The organism is Bartonella pachyuromydis, from assembly GCF_039543065.1.
In the GTDB taxonomy this organism is placed as follows: domain Bacteria; phylum Pseudomonadota; class Alphaproteobacteria; order Rhizobiales; family Rhizobiaceae; genus Bartonella; species Bartonella pachyuromydis.
This window is the reverse complement of record NZ_BAABJA010000016.1, coordinates 1-14,255: the sequence shown is the minus strand read 5'-3', so window position 1 is coordinate 14,255 and position 14,255 is coordinate 1. Positions and strand designations below refer to the sequence as shown.

Here is a 14,255-nt window from a genome sequence, read left to right as displayed (position 1 = left end):
GCTTTAATGGTTCCACCGGTCATGCTGATTGCGCCATCGTCTTTTGCATAAAGTCCGGAGTTTTCAGATGATGTAATTTTAGCATCGTTGGTTAAGGTAACGATACTATTGCCGTTAGAGCCTATTGTTGCTAGTTTTGCATCAAATGATCCTCCAGAGATCGTTATTTTAGATTCATTACCGGCAATTATGGCGTTTCCTGCTTTTGTCACGGTTACATTTGTTAAAGCGACTGTACTTTTGTCTGCTGCTATTCCATTCATGAGCAGCGCATCGTTTTTGCTACTGGATATGGTTACATTTTCTAGTTTGTTTTCTTCTCTCTTACTGTTTACGAAGCCAGCACCAATCTCTAAAGCTTTAATGGTTCCACCGGTCATGCTGATTGCGCCATCGTCTTTTGCATAAAGTCCGGAGTTTTCAGATGATGTAATTTTAGCATCGTTGGTTAAGGTAACGATACTATTGCCGTTAGAGCCTATTGTTGCATTTTTTGCATCAAATGATCCTCCAGAGATCGTTATTTTAGACTCATTATCGGCAATTATGGCGTTTCCTGCTTTTGTTACGGTTACATTTGTTAAAGCGACTGTACTTTTGTCTGCTGCTATTCCATTCATGAGCAGCGCATCGTTTTTGCTACTGGATATGGTTACATTTTCTAGTTTGTTTTCTTGTCTCTTACTGTTTTCGAAGCCAGCACCAACCTCTGAGGCTTTAATGGTTCCTCCTGTCATACTGATTGCGCCACCGTTTTTTGCTCCAAGCCCAACTTTACTATTGTTGATTTTTGTATCTCCAAGCAATTCAATCACACTGTTAGAGTCTTTAGAATATGCACCAAATCCATTCGTAATTATAACACCAGCGTTAGGGTTATCAGGTTTTTTATCTATTCCGTTCCCCTTTGCTTCTAAAGTAACATTTGTGACTGTAATATGCCCGCCATTATATGCAGACAAGGCTGCAAATTGCCCTGTGATATTTCCCCCTGTCATGCTGATTGCGCCACCGTCTTTTGCGTAGAGTCCAGCATTCTCAGATGACGTAATTTGAGTATTGTTGGTTAAGCTAATGATACTGTTGCCTTGAGAAACTATTGTCGCTAGTTTTGCATCAAATGATCCTCCAGAGACCGTTATTGTCGAGTGATTATCCGCAACTATGGCATTCGTTGCTTGAGAGACTTTTACATTTGTTAAAACGACTGTACTTTTTTTCTCTACTAATATTCCATAGTCTAATGGCGCATCGTCTTTACCACTTGATATGGTCACATTTTCTAGTTTGTTTTCGGTGCTGTTACTGTTTTCGAAGTGAACGCCAGTACCGGAAACCGTAATAGTTCCCCCTGTCACCTGAAGTATGGCATTATTTTTTGCTTCAAGACCAAAAGGGATGTCAGAATCCATTCCTTTAATGGTCGTTTTATCTCCTATTAATTTAATTGCACTGCCTTGGCCCTCAGTGCTTATAACATAATTGTTTTCGTTTGAGTTTGTGTTTGTGTCTTTATTTCCGGTTACCTTCAAATCAGTTCCAGTGATTTGCCCCTCTTTTAGGGCATGAAGAGTTTCATAAGTGGCATCTTTGACCTCTTTTTTCTCTCCAGAAACTTTAAGAGATTCAGCATGGACATTGAACTGGATATTGAACAGCATAATAGCTGCTGTCGCCATAGATGACAGAAGGGATTTTTTATACACAAATACTCTCCTTTTGAAGTCCCCAATATTCATTTCCCCGCACTCTTCAAAAGAAGAATAGAAATAGATATTGCTTTATCGTTTAATAACTCACCACATTGATAATTTCCTTTTCCTTTTTTGTCAAAATGAATCTTCAATCTTATCAAAATTATATTTTATTTATATTAAATGCATTATGTATTTATAATTGAATAATTATTATCTATTATAAATTATTTTCAGTAATATTTATATTCTCTTCAGGAATTATTAGAGAGTAGGCAACGGTATATACTCTCTGTATTGTGCATTGCTTCTGAATTATTTGTGATAAGGTTCCTCAATGTGTTTTATTCTCACACATAAAAGAATTCATTGTTTAGATATAATGCCAACATGATTGTTTCTTCATAATATTTTTCTTTCATGGGCATGAAAATATAATAGCACTTCTCAAATTTTTAATAAGGAGCTGGGTTGTGAGCAGGTTGGATTGATATATTGGGGTCCAGTATATCTGATACTAAAAAACGCAATCAATGCAATGTGTTAAGAAAGCAGTTTACAATAAATCATGCTTTGATATCAGAACACATTTTTATTAAAGTATCATTGTATTCATTATTTTGAGCTTATGTTACATTCTTGACACAAAAAAACTGTTTTCAAATGTTTTATGGGCGAATAATAAAATTCGCTATGTTTTAATGGTGATGTGTGTATGAGATATAAAATTGGATATAAGGCAATTACTATGATTGCTTTTGCTCTCTCTGGTTGTTTTGATGTTAGTCTTGAAACAAAAAGAGAGGGAAGGCCTGATAATAGGTTAATAGATTGGTCTATAAGGGATAAAACTCGTGTAAAAAATTATACTGCTATCATCATGGCTGATCCACAACCATGGCGTTTGAATTCTGGTGATGCCAATGGACTATCCAACAGAGAGCCATGGTTAAAAATAAATGAGCAGGTGGCCAGTGTTGTCAAGGCGCATAAGGCTGCTTTTCATATTGTGAATGGTGATTTGACGGAGTTTGGTCAACAAAAGAACTATGATGATTATGAAAATGTTTATAAAAATCTTGGTTCTCCTGTTTATGAGGGGTTAGGGAATCACGATTATGCGAATAATGTTGGTCTTTGTACCATGCCAGAGGTGTTCAATTTTTATAAGGATGCCTGTGCTATTAGTGCCGTTTCAAGAATGGTGGCGCAAATCAAAAAATATCGTAGCCAGTTATCTCATTTCAGTGCGGATGTTGCTGAAAGTTTGCTTCCTGTTTCGGGTGGAAATATTCATACCATTAAAGGGAGTTTAAGTTATTCTTGGGATCATGGGGAGATTCATTATGTGCAGCTTCATAATTATCCAAGCTATACGGTGCATCTGAAGGGACAGTCCGTGGAGGTGCAAATCAATAAATCTTTGGATTGGCTGAAAAAAGATTTAGAGGCTGCTGATGCGAGAGGGAAAGTGACAATTATTAATTTTCACGATGCCCGTGCCGCTTCTATTGATGGTGAATCCTTTTTTATTCGTAAAAAGAACGCCAAAGATTTGTCGCTGTTTAAGTCCATCATCACTTCTCATAATGTTAAAGCTATATTCGTTGGACACACGCATTATCAGTCTTATTGCCGTGCGAAGGATGATAAGGTTTTTGGCAATGTTCCTGTCTATACAGCCGGTGCACTCTTTAATGGGGATTATTACCTTATAGATGTGAAGGAGAAGAATATTCACGTTAAAGCTTATAATGGAGTAGTAGGAAAACCTCTTTTGATCAAAGATCTCGGTATTGTTGGACAAGATAAAGAATTTTCTGCAAATTGTAGTCGATTATAATAAGGTTTCTCTCTTATTGCATAGAGGCAAGAGTATGTTGTTTGCATAAAGCTTGAAGGGAAAGGGTCCTAATATTATACATCGACATATTGATTTATAATGATGATTTAGCGTTATTCATATTGAGTGAGAGATCCGAATAACGTAAGCTTCTCTTATTTCAAACTTATTTATCTTGAATCAATCAAAATCACTTGCTTGCACGTTACAAGCGGGGCTGGCGTGTGGGTACAAGCGGTATAAGAAAGGATTAAAATGCCTTTTGTGAATGCTCTCAAATACAAGGCTTGTCGCAACATTGGGTGCTGGAAAATATAATGATGGTGTTAGCTTGCGCAATACATTAAAAAATGCGCATCTTATTTACTTTTTATTTTAAGATGTCATTTCATGTATGCGTAAATTGATATACCATGACCCTCGGAGTCTCGTTTATCTTTCGTGTCCTTTGACAATAGATTTTGTCTGAAGTGCGAGGATGATTAGGCGTTATCTGTTCTCGTTTGGCAATTATAGGAAAAGTTTTGTCTCTCTCCATGATGCGCTAGAAATTTGCAAGACCTTTAGCCAATTTACACTAAAGGAAGTGAGAACAATATGTTCGTATCATTTTTTAAATAACGTGATTCTAGCAAAAGAATTAATTATCACAAATTATGATTTTTTAGAATGAATAAAAAGATTCATGGAAGGGATTTGAAGCCTCTTGGAAGACCCTTTGGTTATTGTATAAAGCGAAGATTTTTTCTCTTAATTGACGAATAGATCAACCATCTCATAAACTATGATGAAACTGGCGCTTTAAATATTCATTTTTTTGCTTTTCAAGCTTTGTAAAAAACAGTCAATTGTTAGCCATAGAAAAGAAAATCTTGGTGTGTCATTTGGAGTAATAAGATTTATCATAACTGATTTTAGCTTCTCACTCTTCGTATGAAAGGAGATTGGCTGCTCCCTTGATTGTATAAATGAATGGAGCATATTTGCGTTTTGCTAAAAATAATAAATTCTTTTGTAGATGAGCAAAAACAATTCACAGCTCAATTATCATGTGTTTATTGGAATAAACTTTAAATTCACCAAAGTTTATAAAACCTAATTTTTTATAAATGCCAATTCCCTCGTGAGATGCTTGCATACCAATAACATGGCATTTCTTCCTTTTTAAATGCTCAATAGCAATTTTTGTCATTAATGTCCCAACACCTCTTTTCTGAAAATCTGGATTGGTGACAATATCATACACTCCACCAATACCATCTTCTTGAATACAAAAACATATTGCGACAGGATTATTATTGATATAACCAACGAACATTTCTACATCAGCGGCTTTTTTATAACAACGGCCTATTGTTTCATAAAATATTACCGCTTCTTTATCAAAAGGCTCGAATACTGATGCCATAACATTTCCGTAATCTCTAAAATCTTGAAGAGATTCCACTTCCTTGATTTTGAAGTTATCTGGCATAGAAGTAACATGTGAGTCTATATCTTGCGCTAAAGCTGCCATTCCTACTTCTGTTTCAACATGTTCTAACCCCATAGATAAGAGAACTTCATCAACTTTATAATAAGATGAATGAGGCCCAACCCACCAAGCTAAAGGCAGTTTTTGTGTATTAAAGGAACCAACTATAGATTTTGCTTGGTTTACAAGTACAGTTTCTTGTAAATTTTTAGCAGAGATAATGTTGAATGTGTCTGAAGCAAATGTTAAGTTAATAGAAGATACTCCATTTGTAAAATCAATAACTGTCATTTTAGGGAATAGTTTTGGTAAAAAACGTACCTTTGAACAAAAATTATTCATCTAATGATAAATCGGTTTGTGATTTGTTTAACATTTGTTTTCCTGATCATTTCTTATTAATCAGTTAATATGGGGGCTGTAAAAAGTCCGTTGGCTCAAAGGCAATTCCAAATTCTTTCAAATAAGCTTCTATAACATACAAGTCCGAAAAAGATTTGCTGCCAATACTAAAAAATGATCCTCTTAATGGCGGGAGATCATAAAAAAATTCCTTGGGAAAAAGCGTCTTTGGAAAAGCCGAAGTTATTGTTGCAAACAACGTCATGGATCAACGAGAAATATCTATTTCATTCTTTAAGCTTATTTTATATGCTTTAGTGACCGAACAAATAATGATAACTTTCCAGAAATATCCGCTTAAATCACTTTCATATGAGTGATTCTTATTCTTTCTGAATTAAAAATTATTCTCTGATGATTGAGGAGCAAAAACCGATAGATTCTCACAAAAAATGACGAATCTTAAAACACTCTTTGAAAGGCCTTTGAAGCCCCTTTGTAGTTTGACACTAGGTTTTGTACTAAGTGGGAAGAGGTGGGATTAGTTAGGAATAGGTGGTAATTTGTTGTTTTTATGGTTATTTTTTACCATTAAATGCGCGTTTTGTCAAAATAGATTTTGACACCTAAAATTGCGAAAAATGGTAAAAAAGAGCGAAAATCGGAATTTGAGCGTAAAAATGAGAGAAGGCTTTGAAAGGTCTTTAAAAACCCTTTGAAAAATTTTTAAAAGTCTGTGAAAGTCCAGAAAACCGCCTTTGAAGCCCCTTTGAAAAAAATCCGATAAAGTGTGAAGCGCATTGCAAAATCAGCCAAAAATAACCAAAAAAGCAAAATAGATTTTCACCTATAGGTGATTATCTATTTTTAGAGGTAATTTATATTTATAAATCAAATTGTTACATAACTTTTCTAATGTAAAAAGATTTTCATATCGATTTTTCATTTTAAAGAAGCATTAAGCCGTATCTTGTGTAGTTTTGGAATGTTCTTTTTCAGCTTCTATTTGGCGTTTTAAATGCAATTTTAGAAGAGGCAAAGTAAGCTCTATTTCTTCCGTATCGTTGATGTCTTGAACCAACTCTTGCAACTTTATACAAAGTTCCGCCGCGAGTTCCGCTATATCTTCGGGAGGGAGTTTTATATTTTCATCGCGATAGGTTGTATAAGCGATGCGACCAAGTTTTTTCATGAGACCAGCAGGAATAGTAGGAGCTTTAAAACCTGCTGCTTTTGCTTTTGCCATATCTGTAAACATTTCGCCTTCTCCAGTGACGAGCCAGTCTAAGGATATTCCACAGCGATCTTTATATATTCGCATTATAGATGCAGGGGGTTCTTGCAAACCCGTTTCATAATTACGCATAGTCGTTTCGGGGATTTCAAAATGTTTAGCAAATTGTTTGCGCTCCGTAAAACCAAGGGTGTGCCGTATTTCACGCAATCGTTTTGCGAGTTCTGTTGCAGGTTCTTTTTCAGGTCGTGCCAAAAAAATCACTCCAAATCCATTTTCGGTATTTACAAAAGCCGAATTTGGCATTATACATCTAATTACCGCCCGCTATAGAGGGCAGATATTTTACAATTAACCCCACAAAAAACGGATAGTTGGAATATCCGTTTTAAGCAGGAGCGAAAGTTTATGACAACCACACAAACATGCATTCAAGTATGGGATCGCCATAGTATTTTAGCTGAGCTACGCCGCCGGAACATGACCTTGGCGGAGCTCGCGAAAGCTTATCAACTCTCGTCATCCAGTGTTCAACACATTTGGACACGGTCTAACGAGAAAGCCGAACGCGCCATTGCCGATTTTATCGGTTTGCCCGTCGAGCAGGTTTTTAGCGACCGCTACCCCAAAAGTCGCCGTCGCATTTTTAAAGCAGCAAAACATGCCAATACAGATTCGCGTGCGCATTCTGCTTTGCGCGGTAATGCTGCTTAAACTTCGTTACACGGCTTTGCGTTTTTGCGCATTTGCCATGTATTTAGATACCATAAGATAAAAAGGTTTATCAATGTCTAAAGATCAATACAAAATAGACAAGAAAGATTGCACAGTGTTGCCTTATCAAGCAGCCGATTGGATGGGTTGTTTTTTAGGTTTTTGTGGTCAAGTTTTCTTTATCGGGGGTGGTTATGGTTGCGGCTTATAATTTATGGACCCCAGATGTAAAAAAAGAAATTTTTAATCCGTATTCGGAAGCTGAACGGTTGCACATTATGGTGACTTGTTCTTTTAAGGCTGTGAGTGGTGGATTTAGGCATGTACCAATCCGGTATATTATTGACCCCCCGCATGGCTTATTTGATGCGGCATTAGCACGACAGATTGTTATTCATATTTTGCATTATCAGTTTGAAGTTCCGCGGCGGCGTCTTGTCGCTATGCAAGAGCGTGAACGCACTGCTGTTGCTCGCTCTTTGCGTACAATTAATCGGCGTTTGGAAGAACCAGTCTTTGCTAGAGCCTATCGAAGATGGGCGGGGCGTGCGATGGATTTGTTTTTACGAGAAATGGACAAGGCGGTTGGATAATGGCACGGTTTCAAGAGATTGCTTTAGATTTGATTGTTGTGCCGGAGCGTATACGCCCTGTTGATGATGAGCATGCCAAGGCGCTTGCGCAATCGATGGCACGAGAAGGGTTGATGAACCCGATTACCGTGCGCCATACGCCCAATGCGAAAGAGGGGCATTATACGTTGATTGCGGGGGCGCATCGATTACGGGCGGCGGAGCTTTTAGGGTATGGCGCCATTGAAGCGGTTGTGGTGCAAGCCGATAAAGAAAATGCTGCGCTTTTAGAGGTTGCAGAAAACTTGTTTCGCAACGAATTGTCAGTGATTGATCGCGCTTTGTTTGAGCAAACTTACCGCGAATTGTGGGAAAAGAAGTATGGGGAGATTCAACGTGGTGGTGACCATGGTAATCAATATACAAAGGACAAAGTGGCAAAGGTGCAAGTTGCACCTTTGCCAAAAGATGGTTCTGTAGAGCACAATGAAACTGAGTGTGAAGGGGATGAAAAATCAAAGGGTCAAGTTGACCATTTGATCGGTGGTGAGCAATTGGTGCAACTTGCACCTATTGCTCAAATAGAGGGAAAGGATGGTAAAGGGACAGTTTTATCTTTTGCTAAACATGTGGCGGACCGCATTGGTTTTTCTCAAGATGTTGTAAAACGTCTCAACTGTATTGCACGGCATTTACAGCCGGAGTTGCGGTCTGTTTTGCGGGGGACGGCATTGGCGGATAATCAAGCGCAGTTGTTGAAGTTGGCGAAGATGGAGCCGGTTGCGCAACGGCGGGTGGCGATTGCTTTGCAACAGGTTGAGGGGGATTTACGACGGGCTGTTGATTTGGTCAATGGGATTAATATACCCCCGAAAGTTAATGAGCAGGAACGGATTTTTTCTCAATTGTTGGGGGTATGGCAGAGAGCGGATGCACAGACACGGGCGCGGTTTTATGATTATTTGAACAAGCAATCGGGGGAGGGGCAGGCATGAAGACGCGTGGTTCTCATCAACTTGATTTTTTTCAACGTCCGGTTTTCCCCTGTCGTGAACCCGTTGCGCAGATTGATTTAGGGCGGTTTCGCTCACGCATTAAGCGGGCTATGGCGCGGGCTTTGAGAGAATGTCGCTATGAGCGCAGTGAGATTGCAGAGCGTATGGCACATTATTTAGGCATTGGTTGTTTGAGTAAGGCGAGTTTGGATGCTTATGTAGCGGAAAGTAAGCAGGTGGATATTTCTTTGCCGCGCTTTAAAGCTTTTGTGCGGGCAACTGGCGCCTTTTGGCTTTGGGATGAGGTGGTGAGTGAGGATGGTTTGCTGTTGTTGCAAGGGGATGAAGCGCGTTTGGCTGAAATTGCAAGATTGCAGCAGGAACAGCGTGAGATTGCCGCACAATTAAAAGCGATGCGCGCAACGCCGGTTCGCATTAAAAGGGGGCAGCCATGAAAGAATGGTTTAGTATTGCTGAATTAGCCAAGGCGGCTTTACCAGGATTGCCAAAAACAAAGATCGGTCTCAACAATCTTGCGCTTAAGAAATGGCGATTGAATACACAATTGTTTCGCCAAACATTAGGCAAGACCAAGCCGGTTTGGGAGTATCACATTTCTTTATTGCCGGAGGGGGCGCGGGCGGCGTTGTTGTTGCGGGAGGGGAGTGTTGATGTTTTGCAAAGGGTGGAGGAAAAGAGACAAAAAGAAGCGCTTTGGGCGCGTTATGAAGGGCTTTCAAAGGCGCATAAAAGCCGTTGTGAACAGCGTTTGAAGGCGCTTTGTTTTTGGGAAGATTTACTCCATGCCGGTATGGGAGTGCATGATGGAGCAAGTTTGTGTGCGGTGCAGTTTGGGGTGAGCCGGATGTCGCTTTTTAATTGGCGGCAGATGGTTGAAGGGTATGAGCGCCCTGATTGGTTGGCAGCGCTGGCGCCTTGTTATGGTGAGGAGAATGTTTCGCAATTTGCGCCGTGTCATGAGGGGGCTTTTGAGGTTTTATGTTCGGACTATTTACGCCCTTCACGTCCTGCATTTTCGGCATGTTATCGGCGGATGGTTGGGGTTGCGCGGGAGAAAGGTTGGGCGCCGATCCCTTCAGAGCGGGCTTTGCGGCGTCGTTTTAAGGCACAAGTTTCCAAAGCGGTTGTGGTTTTAGCGCGTGAGGGAGAGGAGACGGCAAAAAAGCTTTATCCCGCACAACGGCGTGATCGGCGTGCCTTGCATGCAATGCAAGCGGTGAATATGGACGGGCATAAGTTGGATGTTTTTGTGAATGTTCCTTGGGGTGAGAAGCCTGTACGGCTTTATTTGATTGCCATTCAAGATCTTTATTCAGGCAAGATTTTATCATGGCGCTTATCGGATGCTGAGACTTGGGAAATCGTACGTTTGGTGATTGGGGATATGGTGGAGGCTTATGGAATACCAGAGCGCATGACTTTGGATAATGGGCGTGCTTTTACCAGCAAATGGATTTCTGGAGGCGTGCAAAACCGCTTTCGTTTTAAGATTAAGGCGGATGAACCGCAGGGTCTTTTGACCAGTTTGGGTATTCAATTGCAATGGACGACCCCTTATAGCGGACAGTCTAAACCGATTGAGCGGGCATGGCGTGATTTGGCAGAGGCGATTTCCAAACACCCGTTATGTGCGGGGGCTTATACGGGGAATAAACCGGATGCCAAGCCTGAAGATTATGGCAAGCGCGCGATGGAATTGGAAGAATTTAAAACCCATGTTGGGGCGCAGATTTGTGCACATAATGCGCAAGCGGGACGCAAGGCGGTTAATTGTGCGGGGCGCAGTTTTGATGAGACCTTTACTGAGAGTTTGCAAGCAGAGGGAACGATTGTTCGGCAAGCAAGTGCAGCGCAGAGGGCTTTATGGCTTTTGACTTCAGAGGCATTGCGTACGCAAAAGGGCACAGGTGAGATTCATTTTTATGGCAATCGCTATTGGGCGCGGGCGTTGAATAGCTATGCGGGGCAAAAGGTGATTGTACGCTTTGATCCGGATAATTTACATCAAGATTTGCGGGTTTATGATTTGAATAATCAGTTGCTTTGTTTGGCGCCTTGCCTTGCGGATGTGGGTTTTTACGACCAGCAGGCGGCGCGTTTGAATGGGCGTTTGCGTAAAGAATATGTGAGAGCTGTTAAAGCAGAAAAGCAGTTGGCAGCAAAACTTGCGCCAGATCAATTGGCGGATGTTTATGCAAAAGTTGCAAGGAGGGGGGATGATGCAAAATCCAAGCGTTCTGTTTCCCCAAAGGTAAGCCGCTTGATGCCAAAGAATGCGGGGAATCTGGCTTTAAAAGCCCCTGATGCAGTTTTAGGGGATGATGAGGCTTTAGATTCGCAAGAATTTAGTCAACATTTGCACCAAGCTTTAAGACGCCTTTCTGTCTCTGATGAGGGGCGTGAAGTGATTAAGTTTCCTAGAAGATAGGAAAAGAGAGGGGGGGACTTATAAGAGTGCCTATAAGGGGGGCTGGTTTTGTATCGCGTACCAGCTTGAAGCGTTAACAAAGAAAGGGGGGAGGAGAAGTCTTAATCCATTTCAATATTTTAAATCAATACAATTAAGTTTTCAGGTGTCTTTGCCTTGATTTGAGCGCGAAGCCTTGAAGTTAGCAAGTTCCCCGATGTGTGAGAAAGAGAGGGGGATTTGTCAGGTTAGCCGTTTTAGTATCGCGTACGGCTTTAAATGTTCATTGAAGACAAAAGACAAGGGGCAAGATTTTAGCCCTTCCCCTTGTCGATGTCTAAATCAATACGAAAGGGGAATATATATGAAGTACGCGATAAATGCAACCGTTGATAAAAATCCTTGGGAGCGACCAAAAAAACAGCCCGATGGGACAGCCCAAAACCGCAATAGTGATGATATTGCTTTATGGGATGCGCTTGTGGATTCAGTACGCGCTTTGGGACGGACGAATGGCTGGACTAAAGCAGAAGTAGCGCGGCGGCATAGGTATGCCGGATGGCACCTTTTCGCAGTGGTATGCGGGTAGTTATGCGGGGCAATTGGGCAAGCAAAATGCGAAAGTGCAACAATGGGTTGAAACATTAAAAGAAACGGCAGGGCTTTTGGAGATAATCCCTGAAAAGCCAGCTTTTCAAAAGAACCGTATAGCTTGTGAAATCATTGACACTTTAACACTGGCGCAAAGTACGGGGGATATGGTGATGATTACCCTTGATGCGGGCAGTGGCAAAACGGAAACTTGCCGCTATTACCGCGCGACCCGACCGCATGTTTATCTGGTCACAGCAAGCCCGCATACACGCAGTGTTCACGGTATTTTGAATGATATGGCAGCAGAATTGGACGTGGTGGAATATAATCCCACCCGCTTAACCCGTGCTATTGGCAAGAGATTAGAGCGTGTGGGGGGTGGAACATTGTTGATCGTTGATGAGGCGCAAAATTTAACGGATGAGGCGATTAATCAGTTACGTCATTTTGTTGATATCAATGGTACGGGGCTTGCTTTGGTTGGCAATGATGAGATTTCGGGACGTCTCGTGCATCGTCAAAATGGACCTTCTTATGCACAAATTAAAAGCCGATTGGCGATGCATTTGAAACGTCGCAAACCTTATAGTGAGGATATTGCGGCGCGCATTCACGATTGGGGGATTGAAGATGCTGGTGCGATAAAGTTTTTGACCGGTATTGGTTTGAAAGATGGGGCTTTACGGCAGATTGATAAAACCATGATGTTGGCGCGCATGGCAGCCCTTGGGGATGAGAGTGAGGTGACGCTCAAACATCTCAAAGCCGCATGGAAAAACCGCAATGTGGAGGAATTGGCATGATGACCTTAAGCCCTAAGGAATTATCCGATACGCTTGTTGGTCTTTATGATGATTATCAAAGTGGTTTGGATATTAGCGAAGAACTTAAATTGTGTGTGGATTTGGCTTTATCGCTTGAATTGGAATTGAGTGTTCACCGTTTGGGGGAAACGGGTGCGGTTTTGGAACAAGAAGTTTCAGAAGTTTTGAGTGAGTGTGAAGGTTCTCATACGGATACAGATAAGAGCAATCGTGTGATTTATATGGATTTTGGAGGAGATAAATAATGGAACGGAACCCTTATATGGTGAGAGATTGCTTGATTGCTTTGCGCACTGGCTTTTTGAAGTATGAGATGAATGGACTTTTTTTGCATGCGCAAGATATTCGAGAATTAAATGATTATTTACGCCGCTTAGCGGGCTATAACCACATTTTAGGTCATGAACTTTTGCGGTGTCGTTGGCAAATAAAAGCGGGATGTGCGCCTTCTTCAGGTGAAGTTGTGCCATTTCGCCGGTTTCAAAAAACACAAGAGGAGGTTGATGATGAATCCACAAATTGAACTTGAAGGCACGCGTTATATGAAGGATGCAAAAGGGGCTTTGGTGCCGGTGGATATGATCCGCCCTGCGGATTTGCTGGAAGATGAGACGGTGCGTAAGGTTATGGGGTATGCCAAAGAGCTCTCAGCACGGATTGCGCGTTTTAACAACCATACGATTGCGGATTTGAGTGATTTTGATAATTTGCTTGCGCAAGAATATGGTGTGGCGCGGCGTGGTAAAAAGGGCAATTGTACTTACACAAGTTTTGATGGTTTGCAGCGTATTAAGGTGCAGGTACAAGAAAGCTTTGATTTTGGTCCGCAATTGCAAATTGCCAAAAGCCTTCTTGATGAGTGTTTGAATGAATGGTCTGCGGATGCGCGCTCTGAAATCCGTGCGATTATTACGCGTGCTTTTAATACGGATAAGGAAGGCAAGGTGAATCGGGGTGAAATTTTTATGCTGTTGCGTTTGGATATCAGTGATCCACGTTGGAGAGAAGCGATGCGGGCAATCCGTGAAGCCATTCGTGTGACGACCTCTAAGGAATATGTGCGTTTTTATGAACGAGACACATTAGAAAGCCCTTGGTGTGCGGTGACCCCTTCTCCATGGACCCGTGGTGATCACCAGTATCACGAAAGACCACGACTTTATCAGTCGCTCCGGTCAATCCCAGCGTATTCGCTATTCCATCAGTCTCTTACCCTTTTTTAATGGCGGAAAACCGCAAGGACAAATCCAAGTGGGGCAAACTCTATGAAGATACCAGAAAAGCGTGTTGTTGTAGAGCTGGAGGATATGAGTCTCGATCTCCTCTGCTTTGAACATGCTATGGCTGTGTTAGGGGACCGTTCTCAAGTTGGGTTATTAAACGGCTATTGTGAAGCCACATTGGAAGCCAATCCAGAGATTGCCAAATATGGTCCAATTTTACCGCGAGGCTTAACGGTCATTCTGCCTGAATTCGCACTTCACAATCCCCAAAGTATGGTGAAACGGTTATGGGATTAATGCGCACACACCCTTTTATTG

14 protein-coding genes and 1 pseudogene are annotated in these 14,255 nt (G+C 41.3%); 12 read left to right on the top strand and 3 right to left on the bottom strand.

Translation table 11 applies throughout. The annotated features are described in order from the left end of the window. On the bottom strand, nucleotides 1–1,706 hold a 1,706-nt coding region (locus tag ABD917_RS07720; RefSeq protein WP_486303679.1), incomplete at its 3' end, for an autotransporter outer membrane beta-barrel domain-containing protein. Between the two features lie 703 nt (nucleotides 1,707–2,409). Between ABD917_RS07720 and ABD917_RS07715 the strand changes: the two genes are divergently transcribed. Then, nucleotides 2,410–3,537 (top strand): metallophosphoesterase, encoded by a 1,128-nt coding sequence (locus tag ABD917_RS07715; protein ID WP_345119514.1) that lies wholly within the window; start codon nucleotides 2,410–2,412, stop codon nucleotides 3,535–3,537. A 1,033-nt stretch (nucleotides 3,538–4,570) separates the two neighbouring features. Here ABD917_RS07715 and ABD917_RS07710 read toward each other — a convergent pair. After that, a complete protein-coding gene (locus ABD917_RS07710; protein ID WP_345119513.1) occupies nucleotides 4,571–5,302 on the bottom strand; it encodes a GNAT family N-acetyltransferase in 732 nt (243 codons plus the stop codon). Nucleotides 5,303–6,311: 1,009 nt separating this feature from the next. After that, nucleotides 6,312–6,842, bottom strand: coding sequence for a helix-turn-helix domain-containing protein (locus ABD917_RS07705; protein ID WP_345119518.1), 531 nt, complete (start codon nucleotides 6,840–6,842; stop codon nucleotides 6,312–6,314). A gap of 153 nt (nucleotides 6,843–6,995) precedes the next feature. Between ABD917_RS07705 and ABD917_RS07700 the strand changes: the two genes are divergently transcribed. From ABD917_RS07700 to ABD917_RS07650, 11 genes and pseudogenes are all read left to right on the top strand, one after another. Beyond that, a complete protein-coding gene (locus tag ABD917_RS07700; RefSeq protein WP_005864619.1) occupies nucleotides 6,996–7,301 on the top strand; it encodes a helix-turn-helix domain-containing protein in 306 nt (101 codons plus the stop codon). A gap of 73 nt (nucleotides 7,302–7,374) precedes the next feature. After that, entirely contained in the window at nucleotides 7,375–7,512 is a 138-nt protein-coding gene (locus ABD917_RS07695) for a hypothetical protein (RefSeq protein ID WP_345119512.1), read from the top strand. Continuing rightward, the gene (locus tag ABD917_RS07690; protein ID WP_241439906.1) at nucleotides 7,496–7,894 is read left to right on the top strand and encodes a hypothetical protein; all 399 of its coding nucleotides are present in this window, start codon (nucleotides 7,496–7,498) and stop codon (nucleotides 7,892–7,894) included. The genes ABD917_RS07695 and ABD917_RS07690 overlap by 17 nt, the downstream gene beginning before the upstream one ends. Beyond that, on the top strand, nucleotides 7,894–8,868 hold the full coding sequence (locus ABD917_RS07685) for a ParB/RepB/Spo0J family partition protein (protein WP_345119511.1): 975 nt from the start codon (nucleotides 7,894–7,896) through the stop codon (nucleotides 8,866–8,868). The genes ABD917_RS07690 and ABD917_RS07685 overlap by 1 nt, the downstream gene beginning before the upstream one ends. Then, on the top strand, nucleotides 8,865–9,323 hold the full coding sequence (locus ABD917_RS07680; RefSeq protein WP_345119510.1) for a hypothetical protein: 459 nt from the start codon (nucleotides 8,865–8,867) through the stop codon (nucleotides 9,321–9,323). Before ABD917_RS07685 ends, ABD917_RS07680 begins: the two co-directional genes overlap by 4 nt. Then, entirely contained in the window at nucleotides 9,320–11,317 is a 1,998-nt protein-coding gene (locus ABD917_RS07675; protein WP_345119509.1) for a transposase domain-containing protein, read from the top strand. Before ABD917_RS07680 ends, ABD917_RS07675 begins: the two co-directional genes overlap by 4 nt. A 343-nt stretch (nucleotides 11,318–11,660) precedes the next feature. Continuing rightward, nucleotides 11,661–12,693: pseudogene (locus tag ABD917_RS07670) on the top strand (AAA family ATPase). After that, nucleotides 12,690–12,959 carry a hypothetical protein gene (locus ABD917_RS07665; protein WP_345119508.1) on the top strand — a complete coding sequence of 90 codons (270 nt, stop codon included), beginning with the start codon at nucleotides 12,690–12,692 and terminating at the stop codon, nucleotides 12,957–12,959. Before ABD917_RS07670 ends, ABD917_RS07665 begins: the two are co-directional and overlap by 4 nt. Next, nucleotides 12,959–13,237, top strand: coding sequence for a hypothetical protein (locus tag ABD917_RS07660; RefSeq protein WP_345119507.1), 279 nt, complete (start codon nucleotides 12,959–12,961; stop codon nucleotides 13,235–13,237). The genes ABD917_RS07665 and ABD917_RS07660 overlap by 1 nt, the downstream gene beginning before the upstream one ends. Next, nucleotides 13,221–13,937 (top strand): DUF3164 family protein, encoded by a 717-nt coding sequence (locus ABD917_RS07655; protein WP_345119517.1) that lies wholly within the window; start codon nucleotides 13,221–13,223, stop codon nucleotides 13,935–13,937. The genes ABD917_RS07660 and ABD917_RS07655 overlap by 17 nt, the downstream gene beginning before the upstream one ends. A 42-nt stretch (nucleotides 13,938–13,979) precedes the next feature. Then, on the top strand, nucleotides 13,980–14,234 hold the full coding sequence (locus ABD917_RS07650) for a tail protein X (RefSeq protein WP_345119506.1): 255 nt from the start codon (nucleotides 13,980–13,982) through the stop codon (nucleotides 14,232–14,234). The last annotated feature ends 21 nt before the right edge of the window (nucleotides 14,235–14,255 follow it).

Excerpts from the sequence above, each read along its gene's own strand:
- ABD917_RS07715 (WP_345119514.1), top strand. The coding sequence starts at position 2,410 with ATGAGATATAAAATTGGATATAAGGCAATTACTATGATTGCTTTTGCT.
- ABD917_RS07710 (WP_345119513.1), bottom strand. The coding sequence starts at position 5,302 with ATGACAGTTATTGATTTTACAAATGGAGTATCTTCTATTAACTTAACA.
- ABD917_RS07700 (WP_005864619.1), top strand. The coding sequence starts at position 6,996 with ATGACAACCACACAAACATGCATTCAAGTATGGGATCGCCATAGTATT.
- ABD917_RS07695 (WP_345119512.1), top strand. The coding sequence starts at position 7,375 with ATGTCTAAAGATCAATACAAAATAGACAAGAAAGATTGCACAGTGTTG.
- ABD917_RS07690 (WP_241439906.1), top strand. The coding sequence starts at position 7,496 with ATGGTTGCGGCTTATAATTTATGGACCCCAGATGTAAAAAAAGAAATT.
- ABD917_RS07685 (WP_345119511.1), top strand. The coding sequence starts at position 7,894 with ATGGCACGGTTTCAAGAGATTGCTTTAGATTTGATTGTTGTGCCGGAG.
- ABD917_RS07680 (WP_345119510.1), top strand. The coding sequence starts at position 8,865 with ATGAAGACGCGTGGTTCTCATCAACTTGATTTTTTTCAACGTCCGGTT.
- ABD917_RS07675 (WP_345119509.1), top strand. The coding sequence starts at position 9,320 with ATGAAAGAATGGTTTAGTATTGCTGAATTAGCCAAGGCGGCTTTACCA.
- ABD917_RS07665 (WP_345119508.1), top strand. The coding sequence starts at position 12,690 with ATGATGACCTTAAGCCCTAAGGAATTATCCGATACGCTTGTTGGTCTT.
- ABD917_RS07660 (WP_345119507.1), top strand. The coding sequence starts at position 12,959 with ATGGAACGGAACCCTTATATGGTGAGAGATTGCTTGATTGCTTTGCGC.
- ABD917_RS07655 (WP_345119517.1), top strand. The coding sequence starts at position 13,221 with ATGAATCCACAAATTGAACTTGAAGGCACGCGTTATATGAAGGATGCA.
- ABD917_RS07650 (WP_345119506.1), top strand. The coding sequence starts at position 13,980 with ATGAAGATACCAGAAAAGCGTGTTGTTGTAGAGCTGGAGGATATGAGT.